The organism is Serratia sp. CY84636, assembly GCF_052166245.1.
Lineage (GTDB): Bacteria > Pseudomonadota > Gammaproteobacteria > Enterobacterales > Enterobacteriaceae > Serratia > Serratia nevei.
In genome coordinates this window covers 524580-545927 of record NZ_JBJNOX010000002.1, presented here as the reverse complement: position 1 = coordinate 545927, position 21348 = coordinate 524580, and the positions used below count along the sequence as shown (strand labels likewise).

General features: G+C 61.4%; 23 protein-coding genes. 17 read left to right on the top strand and 6 right to left on the bottom strand.

The window, feature by feature from the left end:
* Positions 1-86 precede the first annotated feature (86 nt).
* From rsxA to rsxC, 3 genes are read left to right on the top strand one after another with little or no spacing between them, the layout of a single operon-like run.
* Entirely contained in the window at positions 87-668 is a 582-nt protein-coding gene (rsxA, locus tag ACJ8QI_RS07155) for an electron transport complex subunit RsxA (protein WP_004938443.1), read from the top strand.
* Positions 668-1240 carry an electron transport complex subunit RsxB gene (gene rsxB / locus ACJ8QI_RS07150; protein ID WP_004938428.1) on the top strand — a complete coding sequence of 191 codons (573 nt, stop codon included), beginning with the start codon at positions 668-670 and terminating at the stop codon, positions 1238-1240. The genes rsxA and rsxB overlap by 1 nt, the downstream gene beginning before the upstream one ends.
* On the top strand, positions 1233-3431 hold the full coding sequence (rsxC, locus tag ACJ8QI_RS07145; protein ID WP_442532267.1) for an electron transport complex subunit RsxC: 2199 nt from the start codon (positions 1233-1235) through the stop codon (positions 3429-3431). The genes rsxB and rsxC overlap by 8 nt, the downstream gene beginning before the upstream one ends.
* A 34-nt stretch (positions 3432-3465) precedes the next feature.
* Here the strand turns inward: rsxC and ACJ8QI_RS07140 are convergent, their stop codons facing one another.
* Positions 3466-4359: a helix-turn-helix domain-containing protein gene (locus ACJ8QI_RS07140; protein ID WP_060419143.1), complete on the bottom strand. Its 894-nt coding sequence runs from the start codon at positions 4357-4359 to the stop codon at positions 3466-3468.
* Between the two features lie 364 nt (positions 4360-4723).
* Here ACJ8QI_RS07140 and rsxD point away from each other — a divergent pair, with 364 nt between their 5' ends.
* From rsxD to dtpA, 5 genes are all read left to right on the top strand, one after another.
* Positions 4724-5809 carry an electron transport complex subunit RsxD gene (rsxD, locus tag ACJ8QI_RS07135; RefSeq protein ID WP_048233608.1) on the top strand — a complete coding sequence of 362 codons (1086 nt, stop codon included), beginning with the start codon at positions 4724-4726 and terminating at the stop codon, positions 5807-5809.
* Between the two features lie 9 nt (positions 5810-5818).
* Complete coding sequence (gene rsxG / locus ACJ8QI_RS07130) at positions 5819-6448, top strand: electron transport complex subunit RsxG (protein ID WP_033652583.1); 630 nt, start codon at positions 5819-5821, stop codon at positions 6446-6448.
* Positions 6445-7143, top strand: a complete 699-nt coding sequence (locus tag ACJ8QI_RS07125) for an electron transport complex subunit E (protein ID WP_038873082.1) — start codon at positions 6445-6447, stop codon at positions 7141-7143. Before rsxG ends, ACJ8QI_RS07125 begins: the two co-directional genes overlap by 4 nt.
* The gene (nth, locus tag ACJ8QI_RS07120) at positions 7143-7784 is read left to right on the top strand and encodes an endonuclease III (protein ID WP_019455952.1); all 642 of its coding nucleotides are present in this window, start codon (positions 7143-7145) and stop codon (positions 7782-7784) included. Before ACJ8QI_RS07125 ends, nth begins: the two co-directional genes overlap by 1 nt.
* Positions 7785-8388: 604 nt before the next feature.
* Complete coding sequence (gene dtpA / locus ACJ8QI_RS07115) at positions 8389-9903, top strand: dipeptide/tripeptide permease DtpA (protein ID WP_442532266.1); 1515 nt, start codon at positions 8389-8391, stop codon at positions 9901-9903.
* A gap of 76 nt (positions 9904-9979) precedes the next feature.
* Here the strand turns inward: dtpA and ACJ8QI_RS07110 are convergent, their stop codons facing one another.
* Both ACJ8QI_RS07110 and ACJ8QI_RS07105 read right to left on the bottom strand, forming a co-directional pair.
* Positions 9980-12073 (bottom strand): prolyl oligopeptidase family serine peptidase, encoded by a 2094-nt coding sequence (locus tag ACJ8QI_RS07110; RefSeq protein WP_442532265.1) that lies wholly within the window; start codon positions 12071-12073, stop codon positions 9980-9982.
* Positions 12074-12267: 194 nt separating this feature from the next.
* On the bottom strand, positions 12268-12831 hold the full coding sequence (locus tag ACJ8QI_RS07105) for a helix-turn-helix domain-containing protein (protein WP_033638405.1): 564 nt from the start codon (positions 12829-12831) through the stop codon (positions 12268-12270).
* A gap of 115 nt (positions 12832-12946) precedes the next feature.
* On the opposite strand from ACJ8QI_RS07105, the gene ACJ8QI_RS07100 reads away from it, so the two are divergent.
* From ACJ8QI_RS07100 to ACJ8QI_RS07090, 3 genes are all read left to right on the top strand, one after another.
* Positions 12947-14134 (top strand): benzoate/H(+) symporter BenE family transporter, encoded by a 1188-nt coding sequence (locus ACJ8QI_RS07100; RefSeq protein WP_147840031.1) that lies wholly within the window; start codon positions 12947-12949, stop codon positions 14132-14134.
* Positions 14135-14220: 86 nt separating this feature from the next.
* Positions 14221-14886: an O-methyltransferase gene (locus tag ACJ8QI_RS07095; protein WP_070914923.1), complete on the top strand. Its 666-nt coding sequence runs from the start codon at positions 14221-14223 to the stop codon at positions 14884-14886.
* 24 nt (positions 14887-14910) lie between these two features.
* The gene (locus ACJ8QI_RS07090) at positions 14911-15414 is read left to right on the top strand and encodes a cupin domain-containing protein (RefSeq protein ID WP_048233594.1); all 504 of its coding nucleotides are present in this window, start codon (positions 14911-14913) and stop codon (positions 15412-15414) included.
* On the opposite strand, the gene ACJ8QI_RS07085 is transcribed toward ACJ8QI_RS07090, so the two are convergent.
* Positions 15379-16233, bottom strand: coding sequence for an aminoglycoside phosphotransferase family protein (locus ACJ8QI_RS07085; protein ID WP_442532264.1), 855 nt, complete (start codon positions 16231-16233; stop codon positions 15379-15381). The genes ACJ8QI_RS07090 and ACJ8QI_RS07085 overlap by 36 nt on opposite strands.
* A gap of 182 nt (positions 16234-16415) precedes the next feature.
* Between ACJ8QI_RS07085 and ACJ8QI_RS07080 the strand changes: the two genes are divergently transcribed.
* Entirely contained in the window at positions 16416-16796 is a 381-nt protein-coding gene (locus ACJ8QI_RS07080; protein WP_038874872.1) for a RidA family protein, read from the top strand.
* 7 nt (positions 16797-16803) lie between these two features.
* Here ACJ8QI_RS07080 and ACJ8QI_RS07075 read toward each other — a convergent pair whose 3' ends face one another.
* Entirely contained in the window at positions 16804-17184 is a 381-nt protein-coding gene (locus ACJ8QI_RS07075) for a nuclear transport factor 2 family protein (RefSeq protein WP_038874851.1), read from the bottom strand.
* 276 nt (positions 17185-17460) lie between these two features.
* On the opposite strand from ACJ8QI_RS07075, the gene ACJ8QI_RS07070 reads away from it, so the two are divergent.
* Entirely contained in the window at positions 17461-17730 is a 270-nt protein-coding gene (locus tag ACJ8QI_RS07070; RefSeq protein ID WP_004938382.1) for a hypothetical protein, read from the top strand.
* Here ACJ8QI_RS07070 and ACJ8QI_RS07065 read toward each other — a convergent pair.
* The gene (locus tag ACJ8QI_RS07065; protein WP_004938379.1) at positions 17727-18119 is read right to left on the bottom strand and encodes a nuclear transport factor 2 family protein; all 393 of its coding nucleotides are present in this window, start codon (positions 18117-18119) and stop codon (positions 17727-17729) included. The two genes, ACJ8QI_RS07070 and ACJ8QI_RS07065, sit on opposite strands and share 4 nt — an antisense overlap.
* Positions 18120-18320: 201 nt before the next feature.
* Between ACJ8QI_RS07065 and ACJ8QI_RS07060 the strand changes: the two genes are divergently transcribed.
* From ACJ8QI_RS07060 to gstA, 4 genes are all read left to right on the top strand, one after another.
* Positions 18321-19016 carry an HD domain-containing protein gene (locus ACJ8QI_RS07060; protein ID WP_050596009.1) on the top strand — a complete coding sequence of 232 codons (696 nt, stop codon included), beginning with the start codon at positions 18321-18323 and terminating at the stop codon, positions 19014-19016.
* Between the two features lie 95 nt (positions 19017-19111).
* Positions 19112-19375, top strand: a complete 264-nt coding sequence (locus ACJ8QI_RS07055) for a DUF3811 domain-containing protein (RefSeq protein ID WP_004938373.1) — start codon at positions 19112-19114, stop codon at positions 19373-19375.
* A gap of 361 nt (positions 19376-19736) precedes the next feature.
* Positions 19737-20621: a 4-hydroxy-tetrahydrodipicolinate synthase gene (gene dapA / locus ACJ8QI_RS07050; RefSeq protein ID WP_049273328.1), complete on the top strand. Its 885-nt coding sequence runs from the start codon at positions 19737-19739 to the stop codon at positions 20619-20621.
* 92 nt (positions 20622-20713) lie between these two features.
* Positions 20714-21319: a glutathione transferase GstA gene (gene gstA / locus ACJ8QI_RS07045; RefSeq protein ID WP_038874842.1), complete on the top strand. Its 606-nt coding sequence runs from the start codon at positions 20714-20716 to the stop codon at positions 21317-21319.
* Positions 21320-21348 lie beyond the last annotated feature (29 nt).

The window sequence follows — 21348 nt, the reverse complement described above, 5'->3', positions numbered from 1 at the left end:
AAAAGGCAATACCCCTGCGATTCATATGTTGTCGTCCGGCCGCCGATTCCCGATAATAGGCGGCTTTTATTTTTTTAGGCATCGCAATGACCGAATACCTGCTCCTGTTTGTCGGCACCGTACTGGTGAACAACTTCGTTCTGGTGAAGTTTCTTGGCCTGTGCCCGTTCCTCGGCGTTTCCAAGAAGCTGGAAAGCGCCATCGGCATGGGAATGGCCACCACCTTCGTTATGACGCTGGCCTCCGTCAGCGCCTGGGTGATCAACACCTTTATTCTGGTTCCGCTGGATCTGGTGTATCTGCGCACGCTCTCCTTCATTCTGGTGATCGCCGTCGTCGTGCAGTTCACCGAGATGGTGGTGCGCAAAACCAGCCCGGCGCTCTACCGCCTGCTGGGCATCTTCCTGCCGTTGATCACCACCAACTGCGCGGTGCTGGGCGTAGCGTTGCTTAACGTCAACCTCGGCTACAACTTCCTGCAGTCCGCCGTTTACGGCTTTAGCGCCGCCGCCGGTTTCTCGCTGGTCATGGTGCTGTTCGCCGCCATTCGCGAACGCCTGGCGGTCGCCGACGTGCCGGCGCCGTTCCGCGGCTCCTCGATCGCGCTGATCACCGCCGGGCTGATGTCGCTGGCCTTTATGGGCTTTACCGGGCTGGTGAAATTCTAATGACTGCGTTGTGGATAGCTATCGCGGCTTTAAGCGCGCTCGGGCTGCTGTTCGGACTGGTGCTGGGCTATGCCGCGCGCCGTTTTGAGGTGGAAGAGGATCCGGTCGCCGAGCAGGTCGACGCGATCCTGCCGCAGAGCCAGTGCGGCCAGTGCGGCTACCCCGGTTGCCGCCCCTACGCCGAGGCGGTGGCCAACGGCGAGATGATCAACAAATGCGCGCCGGGTGGCGAACAGGTGATGCTGAAGCTGGCGGAGCTGCTCAACGTCGAGCCGCAGCCGCTGGGCAGCGAAGCCGCCGCCGAGCCGGAGCGTAAAGTGGCCTATATCGACGAGGCCAACTGTATCGGCTGCACCAAGTGCATTCAGGCCTGCCCGGTGGACGCCATCGTCGGCGCCACCCGCGCCATGCACACCGTCATCACCGACCTCTGCACCGGCTGCGATCTGTGCGTCGCCCCTTGCCCTACCGACTGTATTGAAATGAGACCGGTCGCCACCACCACTGCCAACTGGAAGTGGGACATGAAGACGATCCCGGTGCAAGTGATCCACGTGGAGCAACATGCTTAATCTGTTCGCCGCCTTTAAAAAAGACCGGATCTGGGATTTCGACGGCGGGATCCATCCACCGGAAATGAAAACGCAATCCAGCGGTGCGCCGCTGCGTGTCGCTCCCCTGCCCAAGACCTTTATCATTCCGCTGCAGCAGCATCTGGGGCCGGAAGGCGAGCTGTGCGTCAACGCCGGCGATCGGGTGTTGAAAGGCCAGCCGCTGACCGTCGGCCGTGGCCGCACCGTGCCGGTACACGCCCCAACCTCGGGCACCGTCAGCGCCATCACGCCGCACATCACCGCTCACCCTTCCGGGCTGACGGAACTGTGCGTGATTATCGAGGCGGACGGGGAAGACCGCTGGTGCGAGCGCGATCCGGTGGCGGACTATCGCCAGGCGCCCGCCGCAGAGCTGATTCAACGTATTCATCAGGCCGGCATCGCCGGTCTGGGCGGCGCCGGTTTCCCGACCGCCAGCAAACTGCAGGGCGGCATGAGCGGCGTGGAAACGCTGATCCTCAACGCCGCCGAGTGCGAACCTTACATCACCGCCGACGATCGCCTGATGCAGGAACATGCCGACCAGATCATCGAAGGCACGCAGATCCTGCAACACATTCTGCAGCCCAAGGTCACGCTGATCGGCATCGAAGACAATAAACCGGAGGCGATCGCGGCGCTGAAGCAGGCGCTTCGCGGCCAGTCCGGCATTGGGCTGCGCGTTATCCCCACCAAATACCCGTCCGGCGGCGCCAAGCAGCTGACCAAGATCCTGACCGGCAAGGAAGTGCCGCACGGCAAGCACTCCTCCGCCATCGGCGTGCTGATGCAGAACGTCGGCACCGCCTTCGCCATCAAACGAGCGATCGTCGACGGCGAACCGCTGATTGAGCGCGTGGTGACCCTGACCGGCGAGGCTATCGAGCGCCCGGGCAACCTGTGGGCGCGCATCGGCACGCCGGTGCAGCACCTGCTCGACTTCGCCGGTTTCCGCCCGCAGGCGCAGCAGATGGTAGTCATGGGCGGCCCGCTGATGGGCTTCACCCTGCCCGCGCTGAATGTGCCGATCGTCAAGATCAGCAACTGCATTCTGGCGCCGACGGTCGATGAAATGACGCCGCAGGAGCCAGAGCAGTCCTGCATCCGCTGTGGCCTGTGCGTAGACGCATGCCCTGCCGGGCTGCTGCCGCAGCAGCTGTACTGGTTCAGCCGCGGACAAGAGCACGACAAGGCGCGCAACCATAACCTGTTCGACTGCATCGAATGCGGCGCCTGCGCGTTCGTCTGCCCCAGCAACATCCCGCTGGTGCAGTACTACCGTCAGGAAAAGGCCGAGATCAAGGCTATCGATCTGGAGGCGACGCGCACCGCCGAGGCCAAGGCGCGTTACGAAGCCAAACTGGCCCGTCTGGAACGCGAGAAGCTGGCGCGCGAAGAGCGGCACAAAAAAGCCGCCGTCAAACTGACCGACGACGATCAGGGCGCGGTGCAGGCCGCGTTGGCGCGCGTGCGCAGCAAAAATGCCGAAGCGGCGGTCACGCCGGTCGACGGCCAGCAGCCGGATAACAGCGAGATGATCGCCGCCCGCGAAGCGCGTAAAGCGCAGGCGCGCGAACGCCGAGCCCAGTTGGCGGCCGAAGCAGAGCAAGCCTCACCGGCCGTTTCCGGCGACGACGCGCGCAAAGCCGCCGTGGCCGCAGCGCTGGCCCGCGTGAAAGCACGCAAAGAAGCGCCAGCCGCAGATGGCACTGCTCCTGCCGTAACAGAGGACGATCCGCGTAAGGCGGCGGTCGCTGCCGCCCTGGCGCGCGTCAAAGCCAAAAAAGCAGAGCAGCAGGCGGACGTTCCTGCTCCAGCGGAAACGACGCCAGCAACCGCCGAGGAAGACCCGCGCAAGGCCGCGGTCGCTGCCGCTCTGGCGCGTGTAAAGGCCAAGAAAGCGGCACAGCAGGCGGACGTTCCTGCTCCAGCGGAAACGACGCCGGCAACCGCCAAGGAAGACCCGCGCAAGGCGGCGGTGGCAGCGGCTATCGCGCGCGCCAAAGCCAAGAAAGCGGCGCAGCAGGCGGACGCCCCTGCATCGGCGGAAACGGCGCCGGCGACCGCCGAGGAAGATCCGCGAAAGGCGGCGGTGGCAGCGGCTATCGCCCGCGCCAAAGCGAAGAAAGCCGCCAGAGAATCGCTGGCGGCCGCAACGGAAGAAAAATGATCGATAGCGGCGCCGGGCCTACGCCGGGCGCCGTTTAATCGATAGAGATCAGGTAGGTGTAATCCACCTCAATCTGACGCAGTTTAGATTCCGGATTCCACTCTTTGGTCTGAATGATCTCCATTTCCATACTGCCGCGCACCTCATCCTTCAGCCCTGGCATCACATGCGACATCAGGTAACCGAAAAACTGCAGACACTCTTTCGCCGTGCCCTTATGGTTGATGGAGATAAACTCGCGGCTCGGCAAATGGAAGGTGTCTATCTGATGGTTGGAAAGAATATCCTTTTTGTGTTCAGGATCGACCGCCATCACCAGCGTGGATGACAGCTCGTCGCCTTCCCCGGCCTGGGGGGAATAGATGCTGTAAATCCGCCGGCAGTCGACGTGCAGCCCCTTGAAGAAGTCGTTGAAAATCTCGTCCTTCATCGCCATGCAGGAAGAGTACTCCAGCTCCTGCTCGGAGGCGAAATCCAGCCGGCGCGTGAAGCCGACCAGCTGCATCTCGGGCAGCGTCAGCCGCTTCACCTCCGGATAATAACCGGCGCCGTAGCTGGCTTCGAAGTTAAAGCGTGGCATCAGGTTTTTCACATCCCAGTGCTCCATCGCGCGGTAGCGATTGGGGGTGATGTTGAAGCGCTGCTTGAACATGCGGGTAAAGGTCTGCTGCGAGTCGAAGCCCAGCTCATCGGAAATGTCGATGATCGAGCGACGGGTGATGCGCAGCGCCACCGCGGCGCGCGTCAGGATGCGCGAACGGATATAGGTGGCGAGTTGAATGCCGGTAATACGCTTGAATTTACGCTGCAGATGCCACTTGGAATAGCCCGAAATACGCGCGACTTCATCCAGGTTTGGCCGCTTCTCCAGATGTATCTCCACCCACTCAATTAGCTCTTCAATAAAAAAAATGTCTTCATTTGTCATTATTATGGATTCACTAACTCAATAATGTCGCGATAGTAACCTACACAGATTATGTGAAAGTTGTTATTTTGTGCGAAAACTTGGAGAAAAATCATATCTCATTCATACGGTTACCCGGTTTCTTGCGGTCGCTAGCGGCACAAGTTCCACTGACAATTCCTCACGTTAGCCCATTTTCCGGCCAAAAAAAAATCAAATTGCATTGCCCCGATCGCCGCGAATGCGAAAAGCTGAATACCCCTATTATTAAGGCGTATTACCCTCGCATCGAATCAGGTAGAATGCTCGGCTATCATTTTTGCCGCGCCTTCAGAACGGCGCATCGAAACTGCCGCAGGCGCGGCGCAGAAGGTATCGTTACTCTATGAAGTTCAGGCCGGTATCACCCACAGCCGCCAAAGGCTTACACATCGCCAGCTCGCCTTTCACCCACAACCAGCAAAGCACCAGCCGCATCATGCTGTGGGTCATGTTGGCGTGCATTCCCGGCATCGCGGCACAGATTTGGTTCTTCGGCTACGGCGTATTGATTCAAGTGGCGCTGGCGGCGATCGTCGCGCTGGCGGCGGAAGGCGCGATCCTCAAGCTGCGCAAGCTGCCGGTGCGCAGCCGGCTGGCGGATAACTCCGCCCTGCTCACCGCGCTGCTGCTCGGCATCAGCCTGCCGCCGCTGGCCCCCTGGTGGATGATCGTCATCGGTACTTTCTTCGCCATCGTCATCGCCAAGCAGCTGTACGGCGGCCTCGGGCAGAACCCGTTCAACCCGGCAATGGTCGGTTACGTGGTGCTGCTGATCTCCTTCCCGGTACAGATGACCAGCTGGCTGCCGCCGGATGAGCTGCGCGCCACCGCGCTGTCGCTCCACGACACGCTGCTGGCCATTTTCAGCGGCCATACCTCGCAAGGCGCGACGCTGCACGAACTGCAGATGGGCGTGGACGGCATCAGCCAGGCCACGCCGCTCGACGGCTTCAAAACCGGCCTGCGCAGCGGCCACAGCGTGGAACAGGTGCTGCAGCAGCCGCTGTTTGGCGGCGCCCTGGCCGGCATCGGCTGGCAGTGGGTCAACCTCGGCTTCCTGGCCGGCGGCCTGTTTATGCTGGCGCGCCGCCTGATCCATTGGCAGATCCCTTTCAGCATGTTGGCCGCCATCGCCTTCTGTTCCGGCCTGGCCTGGTGGATCGATCCGGCGCATCAGGCTTCGCCGCTGATCCACCTGTTCTCCGGCGCCAGCATGCTGGGCGCGTTCTTTATCGCCACCGATCCGGTCAGCGCCTCTACTACGCCGAAGGGCCGTTTGATCTACGGCGCGCTGATCGGCGTGCTGGTGTGGCTGATCCGCGTCTATGGCGGCTACCCTGACGGCGTAGCCTTCGCCGTGCTGCTCGCCAACATCACCGTCCCGTTAATCGACCACTACACGCAGCCGCGCGTGTACGGCCATCGCTAAGGAGCCGCCATGCTGAATTCCATGAGAAAGCACGGCACCACGCTGGCGGTGTTCGCGGCGGTCACCACCGGCCTGACCGCCGTGGTCTACGCCCTGACGAAAACCACCATCGCCCATCAGGCGGCGCTGCAACAAAAAGCGCTGCTCGATCAGGTGGTACCGCCGGAAAACTACGACAACGTCATGCAGAACGAATGCTTCCTGGTCAGCGACCCGGCGCTGGGCGACGGCGCGCCGCACCGCTTGTACCTGGCGCGCAAAAACGGGCAGCCGACCGCCGCCGCGCTGGAAACCACCGCGCCGGACGGCTACTCCGGCGCCATCAAGCTGCTGGTCGGCGCCGATTTCAACGGCACGGTGCTCGGCACCCGCGTGATTGAGCACCACGAAACCCCGGGGCTGGGGGACAAAATCGAACTGCGCATTTCCGACTGGATTTCCTTCTTCAGCGGCAAGAAAATCGAAGGCCCGGACGATAAGCGCTGGGCGGTGAAGAAAGACGGCGGCATGTTCGACCAGTTCACCGGTGCCACCATCACCCCGCGAGCGGTGGTCAATGCGGTACGCCGCACGGCGTTGTATATGGAAACGCTGCCGCCTAAACTTGAAAGCTTACCTGCGTGTGGAGCCAGCGAATGAGTGAAGCCAAAGAATTGATCGTCCAGGGGCTGTGGAAAAACAACTCCGCCCTGGTGCAGCTGCTGGGCATGTGTCCGCTGCTGGCGGTGACCTCCACCGTCACCAATGCGCTCGGCCTGGGGCTGGCTACCACGCTGGTGCTGACGCTGACCAACGCCTCCATCTCCGCGGTGCGCCGCTGGGTGCCGAGCGAGGTGCGCATTCCTATCTACGTGATGATCATCGCCGCCGTGGTGAGCATCGTGCAGATGCTGATCAACGCCTATGCCTTCGGCCTGTATCAGTCGCTCGGCATCTTTATTCCGTTGATCGTGACCAACTGCATCGTGGTGGGCCGCGCCGAAGCGGTGGCCGCCAAGAAGCCGGTCGGCCTCTCGGCGCTGGACGGCATGGCCATCGGCCTCGGCGCTACCGGCGTGATGGTGACGCTGGGCTCAATGCGCGAACTGTTGGGCAACGGCACGCTGTTCGACGGCGCCGATCAGTTGCTGGGCGGCTGGGCCAAGTCGCTGCGCATCGAAGTGGTGCATTTCGACAGCCCCTTCCTGCTGGCGATGCTGCCGCCGGGCGCCTTTATCGGCCTGGGGCTGCTGCTGGCGGTCAAATATCTGATCGACGAAAAAATGAAGGCGCGCAAAGCCCGCGCCGTGGCGGTGGAACCGCTGCTGGAACAAGGACGTGCTGAGAAGGCCTGATGAACAAGCAGAAGCGACTCGAAATTCTGACCCGGCTGCGCGACAACAATCCGCACCCGACCACCGAGCTGGTGTATACCACGCCGTTTGAACTGCTGATTGCGGTGCTGCTGTCTGCGCAAGCCACCGACGTGAGCGTCAACAAGGCGACCGCCAAGCTTTATCCGGTCGCCAACACTCCCGCCGCCATGCTGGCGCTGGGGGTTGATGGCGTCAAGGAGTACATCAAGACCATCGGCCTGTTCAACAGCAAGGCCGAAAACGTGATCAAAACCTGCCGCATGCTGCTGGAGCTGCACGGTGGCGAAGTGCCGGAAGACCGTGCCGCGCTGGAAGCGTTGCCCGGCGTCGGCCGCAAGACCGCCAACGTGGTGCTCAACACCGCCTTCGGCTGGGCGACCATCGCCGTCGACACCCATATCTTCCGGGTGTGCAATCGCACCCACTTCGCGCCGGGCAAGAACGTCGATCAGGTGGAAGAGAAGCTGTTGAAGGTGGTGCCCGCCGAATTCAAGGTCGATTGCCACCACTGGCTGATCCTGCACGGCCGCTATACCTGCATCGCGCGCAAACCGCGCTGCGGCTCCTGCATTATCGAAGACCTGTGCGAGTATAAAGAAAAGGTTTATCCGGAATCCTGAGTTTGTGGGGTGCGACAAACCGTACCCCACCGCGTCCTTTCCCCCGCCAACGGCTCTTTTTTATCGGAAATGTGATATCGCGCAGCAGTAACCCCGGCGTTATCGCGGTTTTCAGTGAAAAACTCAGTGCCGTGTTATTTTCAAGCGAAAAATTAGTCGAAAATTGCGGTGAACGTCACGCTTTCGGGATCACAAGACGTTCACAAATGCCAGTCCCGTTTTCCTAAATTTCTATAATTTTACAAAACGCGCCATATACACAACATTCCAACGGATTAATAACCGTACATACACTGATGCGCTAAAAAATAGCAATTCAGCAGAATATATCCCTGTTTAAAATCCGTATAGCTTTTAATCAAAACAAAAAATCGGCAAACCATTAAAACCCGAAAGTTAATACTGCATAACATTTGCAACATCGCGGCATAATCCTGCGGGCGTTAAATGTAACCGAATATGACAAACTGCTTGCCACGTTGACAAAGATAGTGAACATTAACCGCCGTCCCCATCCTATAACAACGCAAAAGGATGCCGTTCCGCATCAACTTTTGTACTTTCCCGTCCTCCAAAGACGGGCTGCGAAAAAACAGAGGTACCAGTGTCAACAGCAAACAACCAACACCCGGAGAGCGTTAGCCTTAACGCGTTCAAACAACCGAAAGCGTTCTATCTGATCTTCTCGATCGAACTGTGGGAGCGTTTCGGCTATTACGGCCTGCAGGGCATCATGGCGGTTTATCTGGTCAAGATGCTCGGCATGAGCGAAGCCGACTCCATCACCCTGTTCTCTTCCTTCAGCGCCTTGGTATACGGCTTCGTCGCCATCGGCGGCTGGCTGGGCGACAAGGTGCTGGGCGCCAAACGCGTGATCGTGCTCGGCGCGCTGGTGCTGGCCGCCGGTTACGCCATGGTGGCCTACTCCGGCCACGACATCTTCTGGGTCTACATGGGTATGGCGACCATCGCCGTGGGCAGCGGCCTGTTCAAGGCCAACCCGTCCTCCCTGCTGTCCACCTGCTATGAGAAAGACGATCCGCGTATCGACGGCGCCTTCACCATGTACTACATGTCGGTGAACATCGGTTCCTTCTTCTCCATGCTGGCGACTCCGTGGCTGGCGGCAAAATACGGCTGGAGCGTGGCGTTCTCCCTGAGCGTGGTCGGCATGCTGATCACCCTGGTCAACTTTATGATGTGCCACAAGTGGGTGAAGGAAAACGGTTCCAAGCCTGACTTCAAGCCGCTGCATCTGCCGAAACTGCTGGTGGTGCTGGTCGGCATCGTGGCGCTGATCGCCGTGTCCAGCTGGCTGCTGCACAACCAGGTGATCGCGCGCTGGGCGCTGGCCCTGGTTTCCGCCGGCATCGTCTTGGTGTTCGCCAAGGAAACCTTCGCCCTGCACGGCGCCGCACGCCGCAAGATGATCGTCGCCTTCCTGCTGATGCTGGAAGCGGTGGTGTTCTTCGTGCTGTACAGCCAGATGCCAACCTCGCTGAACTTCTTCGCCATCCATAACGTGGAACACAGCATCTTCGGCGTTGCCTTCGAGCCGGAGCAGTATCAGGCGCTGAACCCGTTCTGGATCATGCTCGCCAGCCCGATTCTGGCCGCGCTATATAACAAAATGGGCGATCGCCTGCCGATGCCGCACAAGTTCGCTTTCGGCATGATCCTCTGCTCCTGCGCCTTCCTGGTGCTGCCATGGGGCGCCAGCTTCGCCAACGAACAGGGCATCGTGTCGGTCAACTGGCTGATCCTGAGCTACGCGCTGCAGAGCATCGGCGAGCTGATGATTTCCGGCCTGGGTCTGGCGATGGTGGCACAGCTGGTGCCGCAGCGTCTGATGGGCTTCATCATGGGCTCCTGGTTCCTGACCACCGCCGCCGCCGCGCTGATCGCCGGTAAGGTTGCCGGTCTGACCGCCGTCCCGAGCGACATCAACGACGCGCACGCTTCGCTGGCCATCTACAGCCATGTGTTTATGCAGATCGGCATCGTCACCGCCGTCATCGCTATCCTGATGATGCTGACCGCGCCGAAGCTGTACCGCATGACGCTGGACACCACCGAAGACGCCAATCAGAAAGCGCAGGAAGCCAGCGCGGCTCGCTGATCGCCGGCAGATTGAGCATAAATAAAAACACCGGGGTTAACGCCCCGGTGTTTTTTTATGCCGGCAAGAAAAAGGCTTACGCTGACTTGGGCTTGCCGCTCAGGTTGGCCCACATGAATTCGCTTACCAGCGCGCTGTGGAACGCCGCCTGCTGCTTGTCGGCGGCGGCGCTGTGCCCGCCTTCGGTATTTTCATAGAAATAGGCCTGCTGATACCCCATCGCCTGCATGCGCGCAGCCATTTTGCGGGCGTGGGCCGGGTTGACCCGATCGTCGCTGGTCGCGGTATAGAACAGCACCGGCGGATAGGCCGTCTGCGCCTGAATGTTGTGGTACGGCGAGAAGGTCTTGATATAGACCCACTCCTCCGGCTTGCTCGGGTCACCGTATTCGGCGATCCACGACGCGCCGGCGGAAAGCTGGGTATAACGCTGCATGTCCAGCAGCGGCACTTCGCAGACGATGCAGCCGAACAGCTGCGGATACAGCGTCAGCATATTGCCCACCAACAGGCCGCCGTTGCTGCCGCCGCGTGCTCCCAGATGCGGCGCCGAGGTCACCTTGCGGGCGATGAGATCTTCGGCCACGGCGGCGAAATCCTCGTAGGCGCGATGGCGGTTCTGCTTGAGCGCCGCCTGGTGCCAGGCCGGGCCGTATTCGCCGCCGCCGCGGATGTTGGCCACCACGTACACCCCACCTCGTTCCAACCAGGCCGGCGCCTTGCCGCCGAGATAGCCCGGCAGCAGCGGCACTTCAAACCCGCCGTAGCCATACAGCAGCGTCGGCGTGCTGCCGTCCGGTTTGAGATCTTTGGCGGCAATCTGGAAATACGGCACGCGGGTGCCGTCCTTGGAACGCGCAAAATGCTGGCTCACCTGGTAGCCTGACGCGTCAAAATCCTGCGGCGCCTGTTTCAGCAGCGTCGCCTCACCGCCGTCGAGATTGCCCATGTACAGCGAGGTCGGCTGCAGGAACCCGCTGACGGTCAGGAAATAGGCGTTGCTCTCTTCGTCGATGCCGCCGGCGGAAAGGGTGCTGATGGCGCCGGGGTTGCCCAGCGGGCGACGTTGCCAGCTGCCGCCCTGCGGCGTCAGCACTTCCAGACGGTTGACCACGTTATCCATGATGCTGAGGATCAGATGATCGCGGGTGCCGCTGTAGCCGCTCAGCGCCTGCTCCGCCGTCGGGGTAAACAACAGCTGCAGCTCGCGCTTGCCCGCCAGATAGTCATCGAAGTTGGCCGCCAGCAGCGCGCCGGACGGATAACGCTTGCCGCCCACCTCCCAGTCGCTGCTCGGTTTGATCAGCAGCCATTCCCGATGCGTGTCCAGCTCGGCGTCGGCCGGGATATCGATTTTTTTCTGCCGGCCGTCCTGCATCAGCAGGAAATAGTCGCGGCGATAGAAATCCAGGCTGCGGCCGACGAAATCGCGCTCAAAGCCCGGCGTGCGATCGTGATAGGCGAAGACCGCCATGTCCTCGGGCTGCGCTTCGTACAGCGTTTCGGCGGCGCTCAGCGGCGTGCCGCGCCGCCAGCGTTTGGCGATGCGCGCGTAACCGGACTGGGTCATCGATCCGGGGCCGAAATCGGTGGCGATGAACAGCGTGTCCCGATCGACCCAGGAGACCCGGCTTTTCGCCACCGGCACGTTGAAGCCGTCCTTGACGAAGCGTTTGGCCACCAGATCGAATTCGCGGATTTCGGTGGCGTCACCGCCGTCCGGCGACAGCTGCATCAGGCAATAGCGGTATTCCGGCGCCAGCGGTTGCGAGCCCTGATAGACCCAATCCTTGCCTTCCGCCTTGCCCAACGCATCGATATCCAGCACCGTCTCCCAGGCCGGTTTGGCCTTGCGGTACTCGTCCAGCGTGGTGCGCCGCAGCAGGCCGCGCGGGTTGGCCTGATCCTGCCAGAAGTTGTAATAGTACTCGCCGCGCTTGCTCACCCACGGGATTTGGGTGTCTTTATTGAGGATATCCAGCACCTCGCGCTCAATGCGCTGAAAGTCTTCGCCCTGGCCGAAACGCGCCACGGTGCGCTGATTTTCCTGCTGCACCCATTGCAGCGCTTTTTTACCCTGCAGCTCTTCCAGCCACAGGAATTCATCGCCGGCGGCCGCGCCGCCTTCCGCCGCCATCGCCAGGCGGATACTGTTGGGTAATGAAGTCATCGCGAATACGGCTCCTGCGGTTTGCGCACTGAGTTTAATGAACTGACGTCGATTGGTGACCGGCAAAATCAAGCTCCTTTTGAGTCGGCTGCAACGCCGCCCCGTCGTGGGCGACAGCCTGTGAAATAAGAGTCATTTTCAACAAGGTAGGCGTTTGGCGGCGCGGAGTCAAAGCCCACGGCCGCCGCGTTGAGTCAGGATTGAGGATAGTGGATCAGATCGTGAATACGCACCGTTTGTGAACTGGCGTTGCGGTAAGCGTGCGGCCGATCGGCCTGAAAGCGCATCGCCTCGCCGGCGGCCAGGCTGTGCCATTCGCCGTCTATCGCCAACTCCAACCGGCCGCTGATCACGATGACATGCTCGATCACGCCCGGCTCATGGGGCGACGACTCGCTGAGCGCGCCCGGTGCAAGATCGATGACGAACATATCGAAACCCAGCTGGCGATCGTACGGAAACAGCGGCACCACGCGCATATCGGCGTTGTCCTGATCGTACACCGGCAGATCGCCGTAACGGTGCAGCGTCGCCTGCTGCTGCGCGGGCGACGCCTCAAGAAAGGCGGAGAACGCCACGTTGAAACCGGTGGCGATCTTCCACAGCGTCGCCACCGTCGGGCTGGATTCGCCGCGTTCGATCTGCCCGAGCATCGCCTTGCTGACGCCGGTGTATTCCGCCGCCTGCGTCAGGCTCCAGCCGCGCTGCGCGCGCAGCGTGCGAAGGGTGTGTGCCAAATGGCCGGCAAGTTCCTGCATCCAGTTCTCCTCTGCGTGTCGAGCCCGATTATACCCGCTTGTGCGCTATAGCGCACGGTGCTATGCTGATTTCTCAACGTGCGTTATAACGCACAATCACCGATTGGAGCCACTCATGCGCCCAGCCCTCTCCCTGCGCCATCTGACCCTGCCCGCCATCATGGCCGGCTTTGTCGCCGTTCTGGTGGGTTACACCAGCTCCGCCGCGATCATTTTCCAGGCCGCCGCCGCCGCGGGCGCCACGCCGGCGCAGATCGGCGGTTGGCTGAGCGCGCTGGGGCTCGCGATGGGCGTCACCTCGCTCGGACTCTCGCTTTACTACCGTACCCCGATCCTCACCGCCTGGTCGACGCCCGGTGCGGCGCTGCTGGTCACCAGCCTGCCCGGCACGCCGATCAACGAGGCGATCGGCGTGTTTATCTTCGCTTCCGGTCTGATCCTGCTGTGCGGCGTCACCGGGCTGTTCGCCCGCCTGATGGACTACATTCCGCAGGCGATTTCCGCCGCGATGCTGGCGGGGATCCTGCTGCGTTTCGGCCTGGACGCCTTCGCTTCGCTGCAGCTCAATTTCCCTCTGAGCGCCGGCATGGGGCTGGCCTATCTGCTCAGCCGCCGTTATCAACCGCGCTACGCCATCGTGCTGACACTGGCGGCCGGGCTGGCGATCGCCGCGCTGCAGGGCAATATCCAGCTGACGCAGCATGCGCCGGCGTTCGCCATGCCGGAATTTATCGCGCCGCACTTCAGCTGGCCGACGCTGCTGGGCATCGGCGTACCCTTCTTCGTGGTGACCATGGCTTCGCAGAACGCCCCCGGCATCGCCACGCTGCAGGCGGCGGGCTACCGCGTGCCTACGTCACCGCTGATCGCCTGGACGGCGCTCACCGCGCTGCTGCTGGCGCCGTTCGGCGGCTTCTCGGTGTGCATCGCCGCAATCACCGCCGCCATCTGCATGGGGCCGGACGTGCATCCCGATCCGCAGCGGCGCTATATGGGCGCGGTGGCCGCCGGCGGTTTCTACCTGCTGGCCGGGCTGTTCGGCGGCGCCATCGGCCTGCTGTTCAGCGCGTTGCCGGTCGCCCTGATCCACACCATCGCCGGGCTGGCGCTGCTCGGCACCATCGGCGGCAGCCTGCAACGCGCCCTGCATGATGAAAAGCAGCGCGACGCGGCGCTGATCGCCTTCCTCATCACCGCCTCCGGCGTCACGCTGCTCGGCATCGGTTCGGCCTTCTGGGGCATTGTCGGCGGCGCCATCGCCCACCTGCTGCTGTCGCTGCCGCGGCGAGGAACGGCAGCATAAAATGCCAACCGCACGCCGTGCATTGACAAGCACGGCGGTGACGCCTTCACTGGATGGGCACACTGCGATTTCCGCACGAGGCCCACATGAAAGAAAAGGAACAATGGTCCCAGGTCGATCGCTATATCGTAGACAGCCTGGTAGAACAAGACGATGCCCTGTTGCAGGCGCTGGCGACCAACGCCGCCGCCGGGCTGCCGGCGCATGATGTGGCGCCGAATCAGGGCAAACTGCTGCAGCTGTTCGCCCGCATGGTGAACGCCAAACGCATTTTAGAAATCGGCACGTTGGGCGGCTACAGCACCATCTGGCTGGCGCGCGCGCTACCGGCGGATGGCAAATTGATCACGCTGGAAGCGGATGAAAGCCACGCCGCCATCGCCCGCCGGAATATCACTCGCGCCGGTCTCGACGGCCTGGTTGAGCTGCGCGTCGGCCCCGCCATGACTCACCTGCCGACGCTGCACACCCTGGCCCCCTTTGATCTCATCTTCATCGACGCCGACAAACCCAGCAACCCCGATTACCTGCGTTGGGCGCTTAAACTCGCGCGCCCGGGCACGGTGATTATCGGTGACAACGTGGTGCGCGATGGCGCAGTCACCGACGCCGCCAGTACGGACGCTCGTGTACAAGGCGTACGCGAGTTCTTCACGATGATGGCGCAGGAACCCCGTTTGACCGCCACCGCCTTGCAAACCGTGGGCAGCAAGGGCTGGGACGGATTTTCTCTGGCTATCGTCAATTTTTAAGTGACAACGTCACAAAGGAAGCCTATGACTGAGAAAGCCGCGCTGTTAGCTCAGCGCTTGATACGCAATGTCGAACGGGTAGATAAGCAACACGATCGGCGACCGCCGCTGTATGACAGCGTCGGCGCTCGCCTCGGCACCGGCACCGCCGCCGACAAGCTGGGCGCTTCCTTCGATTGCGTGGCGCCGGGCATGCGTTCCTGCCCCTACCATTTTCACTACGCTCAGGAGGAAATGTTCATCATTCTGGAAGGCAGCGGTACGCTGCGGGTGGCCGGAGAAATGCTGCCGATCGTCAGCGGGGATGTCATCTTCATTCCGCCGGGCCCGGAATACCCACACCAGATCATCAACACCTCGGATGCGCCGCTGAAGTACCTGTCCGTCAGCACGCGCGAGCAGCCGGAGCTGGTGATGTACCCGGATTCCGGCAAATACCAGGCGATGGCGCGCAGCGCAGACGGCGAGCAGGTACGCTACCTGCAGCGCCCTTCAACCTCGCTCGATTACTGGCAGGATGAACCCTGAATCGCCGTCCGGGAGCGGGAGATCCAATGCGCGCGCCGCCAGCTCGGCCACACGGAAGTCGATATCCGCCGCCTGCCCGTCTTCCATAAACCAGGCGGCAGAGAGCCCCGACCAGGCCAGGATCCATTGCAGCAAGCGCCGGCGCTCCAGCCCGGCCAAGCAACAGACCTGTTCCACGCGCCGCTGGAAAATGGCCGGGTCGGTGGCGATGCCGTAGTTGGGATTACAGAAGATATTGGCGTAATCGAAGCCCCGTTCGCCGTACAAGCGCTTGGGATCGATCGCCAGCCAGCCGCGTTCGCCGAAGTCCAGCACGTTGTCATGGTGGATATCGCCGTGCAGCACGCTTTCTTCTCGCGGGCTGCTCAGCAGCTCCGCCGCCGTCGTGGCGCTGAGACGCAGCATGCCGCCGTGCGCCTGCGCCGCCGGCCATAGCGAGCTGAACCACTCCTGCAACGGGATCAGCTCGGGCAACGGCGCGGCACGCGGCGCATGCAAGGCGGCGATCGCCCGACAAAGGATCTGCGTGGCCTGCTCATCGTCGCCGTCACGCACCAGCTGCGCCAACGAACCTTCACCCTGCGCGCGCTCCAGCAGAATACCGTCGTCGTGCCACGCCAGCACCTGCGCGGCGCCTTCCCCGCGCCACCAGCACATCAGCTGGCCGCCGAAGCGCTCTTCCTGCTCGCGGGCGATCTTCAACATAGCCGCCTCGCCCCGGTAACGCACCGGCATCAGCAGGCTGCTGTGGGTTTCGAAGGCTTTGCCGTCCTGTTCCAGTTGCCAGCGTTGCAGGTAGGGAGTAAAAAGCGGGTTCATCGTCTCATGCGTCCTTGTGGCCGATCTGCGCCGCACTGTCACATTCGCGTGAGAGACGACGTATAAAATAAAGAGGGATGATACTCTCAGATATCATCGGTGTGCGGCGTCTGGCCGCCGTTTCCTCAGTATCCTAACCAAGTTTGTCGATTTTATTAACCGGTCTTGCGCGGGGTTTGATCATGACATCATTAAAACGCACGAATTATCCGCAGTTGCCTACGCCGGGCGGCCCCTATGTGCATGCGGTGCGCCACGGCGATCGCCTGTACGTGTCGGGATTGACGGCCTTCGCCACCGACGCGCAAGGCTTGAGCGCGCCGGAACAGACGCAGGAGATCCTCGAACAGCTGGCGACCATCGCCGCCAGCGAAGGCGTGAATCTCAAGGCATTGATTAAAATCAGCGTGTTCCTGACCGACATTGCCGATCTGGCGGGCGTGCGCCCGGTGCTGTTTGACTATTTCGATGGCGCGCTGCCGGCCTGTTCATTGGTGGCGGTCAGCGCGTTGTTCTCACCGCAGGTGTGCGTAGAGATAGAGGCGGTGATGGCGTTGCAATAATGCGCGGCTAGAGCGCGCCTTCATCCGGCACGCAGGGGCCGATCTTGAACCAGGCTTTGGCGATCTGCCCCTGTTCCACTTCGTAGATGGCGATGACATCCATTTTGCCGCGCCCCTGCGGGAAGTTGCGCGTCACCACTTCCTGATCGACCACCATGTTCCCCACCGCCATGCGTTTTATCCGTTCGCCGTACAGACTCGGCTCCTGGAAACGCACCAGATGCCGTTCGCGGATCGCCGCCTTACCGCTGGCCAGCAGCGTGTCGGGATGCTCGTAATACTGCGCGTCGTCCGCCCAGCAGGCCATGAAGGCATCGATGTCGCGGGCGTTATAGGCGTCAAGCTGTTGTTGAACCACATCCTGCGGGCGTGCCGTTTTATCGTTCATCACATCCTCCTGCCGAAGTTAACCGCCGCATGTATCGAACCCATCACGTTAACCGCCCAGTGCTGCAGCTTGATGACACGGCGAGAATTGAATAAAAACCCAAAAATAGCGAATAAATAACCTACCACGCCCAATGGACAATTCAAGCACCCGCGCACAAATTTTCTGCGCCGCGCCAGGGGCGGTGAAAACCGCATGGCACCGCGCGTTAATCTTTGCGACGGTGAGGGAAATTCTGTTAATTTAGCGTGAACAGCCTGATGATAACGAAATGCTATGCAGCAAAAGCCGGTGTTGGACGAAGCCAGACAGTTAAAGCGACTCAACGCCGCCACGCGGCGTCAATCCCATATGTATAAATGGATCGCGCTGATTGCGGCGCTGGATGCGCTGCTGGTGTTTTGGTATGACCGGGATATGCGCAACGTCACCTTCTCGGGAGCGGTTGCGCTGGTGTGCGGCTATCTGTGGATCCGCGATCGCAACAAGGCCCGGGGTTACCGGCGCGAGTTCGACCGCAAATTCGGCAAGCGCAGCGGCGATTAAGGCTGCATCGCTTCCAGCACTTTAGCGCTGTCGACAATCTGCACGAACTTCACGATTTTGCCGGCGCGCAGCGTATAAATATGCGCAAAAGAGGCGCTGAAGGATTTGCCGGTGGCCCGGTAGGTGCCGTGATAAAAACCTTGCGCGATCACATTGTCGCCGGCGTCGTAAAAGTGGTCGACATCGGCGCGGTAGCCTTGCCATTCGCTGCCCAGACGCTGATGCACGTTCTTGATGATATTTTCCGGGCCGATATAGGTACCGGCATAGGGGAAACCGGCGGCTTCGGTCCACTCGGCATCGGGAGCCAGCGCCGCCAGCAGATTACGGCCGTTTTCTTCGGAACTGCCTTCATAGGTTGCGCGCACTATCTCAAGAGGGGTTGGCATGTCTCTTCTCCAATGGCTGATGAGGATATTCCGGCCATCCCCGCGGACACAGGCTCTCACCAAGCGGAGACGGCGGAATGCGGCTATTCTAGGTTGCTTGTTTCGCTGCAAAAACCGCAGTTATGACAATAGTGGGTTGCACTTTAGTAAACAATAGCCGTTTTACTGTCATTCTCCCGGCATCCGGCGCGGCTATGCTGATTGACCGATTTCCCCCAACAGGAGCTGAACGTGTCTTTACCTTCGCTGACGCAAGAGCTGTTACAACCTTTCTCACCCTACCAGGCGCTGGCGCAAACGTTGCTGCCGCTTACCCTCGAGTCGGACGACGGTTCGCATGACGTCGCGCATCTGCACCGGGTCTGGAAGAACTGCCGCCGAATCAGCAAGCTGGAAGGTGGCGACCGGCGCATTCTCTGCGCGGCGGTGCTGCTGCACGACGCCGTCGCGGTGGAAAAAAACTCGCCGCAGCGCCATCTGGCCTCGCGCATGGCGGCGGAGCAAGCCACGTTGACGCTGACCCGGCTGGAATGGGCACCGGCGGATATCGCGGCGGTGGCTCACGCCATCGAAGCGCACAGTTTTTCCGCCGGCATCCCCCCGCAAACGCTGGAGGCGAAGATCCTGCAGGATGCCGATCGCCTCGACGCCATCGGTCTTATCGGCGTGGCGCGCTGCTTCTATATCGGCGGCCGCATGCGCAGCGCGCTGTATGACGCCGCCGATCCGCGGGCCGAGCATCGTCAATATGACGACAAGCGTTTCAGCCTGGACCACTTCGAAACCAAGCTGTTCAAACTGCAAGATGGCTTCCAGACCGCTGCCGGGCGGCACATGGCCGAACTGCGCACCGAACGCATGCGGCGCTTTGTCGACGATCTGCTGGAAGAGGTGTAATGCCGGCTTACCGGGTATTTTCGTTATGCCCATAACATTTTCGGTCACATAACGCCGCTAAACTGTAAGTCAACTTCACCGAACGGGCGGCACAGATGAAAAAGTTGACGTTGAAAGAGATGACGGAAAGCGAACAGCGGGAAGTGAAAACCGAACTGGACAAGGCGCGCAAAAGCCATGGGCGGCCACTGACCAACGCCGAACAGCACAAGGTCAAGGATGAAGTGGTGGCGCGCATCATGGCCGCCAGAGCGAAGCTCGCCAAGGCGGAGCGTGCAGAACGCAAGGCCAACCGCTACCGGCCGAGCGGCGACACCTTCAGCTGGTCCGCCACCATCGGCTCCCGCCCGCCGCGCTGAGCCGGCCAAACCCTCCCCGCCGCCGCGGGGATTTTTATTTATTAGCCAAACTCATTCCCGCCGACGAATCATGAATAACAATGTTATCAATCTGTTGTAAATTGACAGCCTGATGAAGACTATTCATTATCACCCCACTTCCCCTTTTCGCGAGACCGCCATGGCCTACCCACGCAACGCTGACATTCTGATGACGCCCGCGTTGCCTATTGGCGGTTTGGCGGCGGTAAAATCGAAGAAACAGACGCTCATTTGACCGGGGCGAGCTGTCCCGTCAGATGAGCTGACTGGATGGCACGCAACGCCCCGCCTTCAATTTTCTCATCTGGCTTCTCTGTCGGTCACACAGAAGGAATATTTTATGGCCTCATTTTCGGGTATTTGGGTGGCGATGGTTACCCCTTTCAATCACGATGCCGTCGATCTGCCGGCGGTGAAACGCCTGGCGCGGCACCTGCTCGACGCCGGCATCGAGGGTCTGGTGGTCTGCGGCTCCACCGGTGAAGCCGCCGCGCTGAGCAAAGAAGAACAGCTGGCGGTGCTCGACGCCGTGCTGGACGTGGCGCCCGCCCATCAGGTGGTGATGGGCCTGTCCGGCAATAACATGGTCGCCACGCTGCAAATGCAACAGGCTATTCAGCTGCGCGATATCGCCGGCGTGCTGATCCCGGCGCCTTACTACATCCGCCCTTCGCAATGCGGCCTGATCGACTATTTCACCCAGCTGGCCGACGCCTCAACCGTGCCGGTGATCCTGTACAACATTCCGCAACGCACCGGCATCGCCATGGAGCTGGCCACGCTGCGCCGGCTCGCACGCCACCCGCGCATCGCCGCCATCAAGGACTGCGGCGGCAACCCTGACGCCACCATGGCGCTGATCGCCGACGGCGAGATCGATGTGATGACCGGGGAAGACAATCTGATCCTCACCACGCTGTGCCTCGGCGGCACCGGCGCCATTTCCGCCGCGGCCCATGTTCACCCGGAACGCTTCGTTCAGCTGACGCAGCAGGTCGCCGCCGGCGATCTGGCCGCGGCGCGCAGCAACTTCTATGAGCTGCTGCCGATGATCCACCAGATGTTCAGCTTCCCCAATCCGGCGCCGGTCAAGACGGTGCTGGCCCAGCAGGGGCTTATCGCCAACGAGCTGCGCTCGCCGATGCAGGTGGCGCCGCAGGCGCTGCAGCAGCAGATCGCCGCAACGCTGGCGCAGCTGCAGCCCGCCGAGGCGATCATCGGTTAAATTTGTTAGCTAAGCCGCTGTAATTTTTGCGCTATGGGACTACGATGAGAGGTTAAGCATGCCCGTCATTCGTCATCAACAAGGAGCTTCCGATGAAACTGTTCTATAAAGCCGGCGCCTGTTCGCTGTCCCCGCATATCGTGCTGCGTGAGGCAGGGCTGGATTTTACGGCGGAGAAGGTCGACCTGGCGCAGAAGAAAACCGAGAGCGGCGCCGATTACCTCACCATCAACCCCAAGGGACAGGTACCGGCGCTGCAGCTGGATGACGGCAGCCTGCTGACCGAGGGCGTGGCGATCGTGCAATACCTGGCGGATCGCGTGCCGGACCGCAACCTGATCCCGGCGGCGGGCACCCTGTCGCGCTACCACGCGATCGAATGGCTGAACTACATCGCCACCGAGCTGCACAAAGGATTCAGCCCGCTGTTCAACCCGAAAACGCCCGAGGAATATAAAACCATCGCGCGCGCCAAGCTGGAGCAGCAGTTCAGCTATCTGGATTCGGTGCTGGCGAAGCAGCATTTCCTGTTGGGAAGCCGTTTCAGCGTGGCTGACGCCTACCTGTTCACCGTGTTGCGTTGGGCGTTTGCCCTGCAGTTCGACGTGCGCAAGCACGCCCATCTGGCGGCCTGGTTCGATCGCGTTGCGGCGCGCCCGGCGGTAGATGCGGCGCTGAACGCCGAAGGATTGAAGTAAACATCGGGCCCCGGCGACTGTCGCCGGGG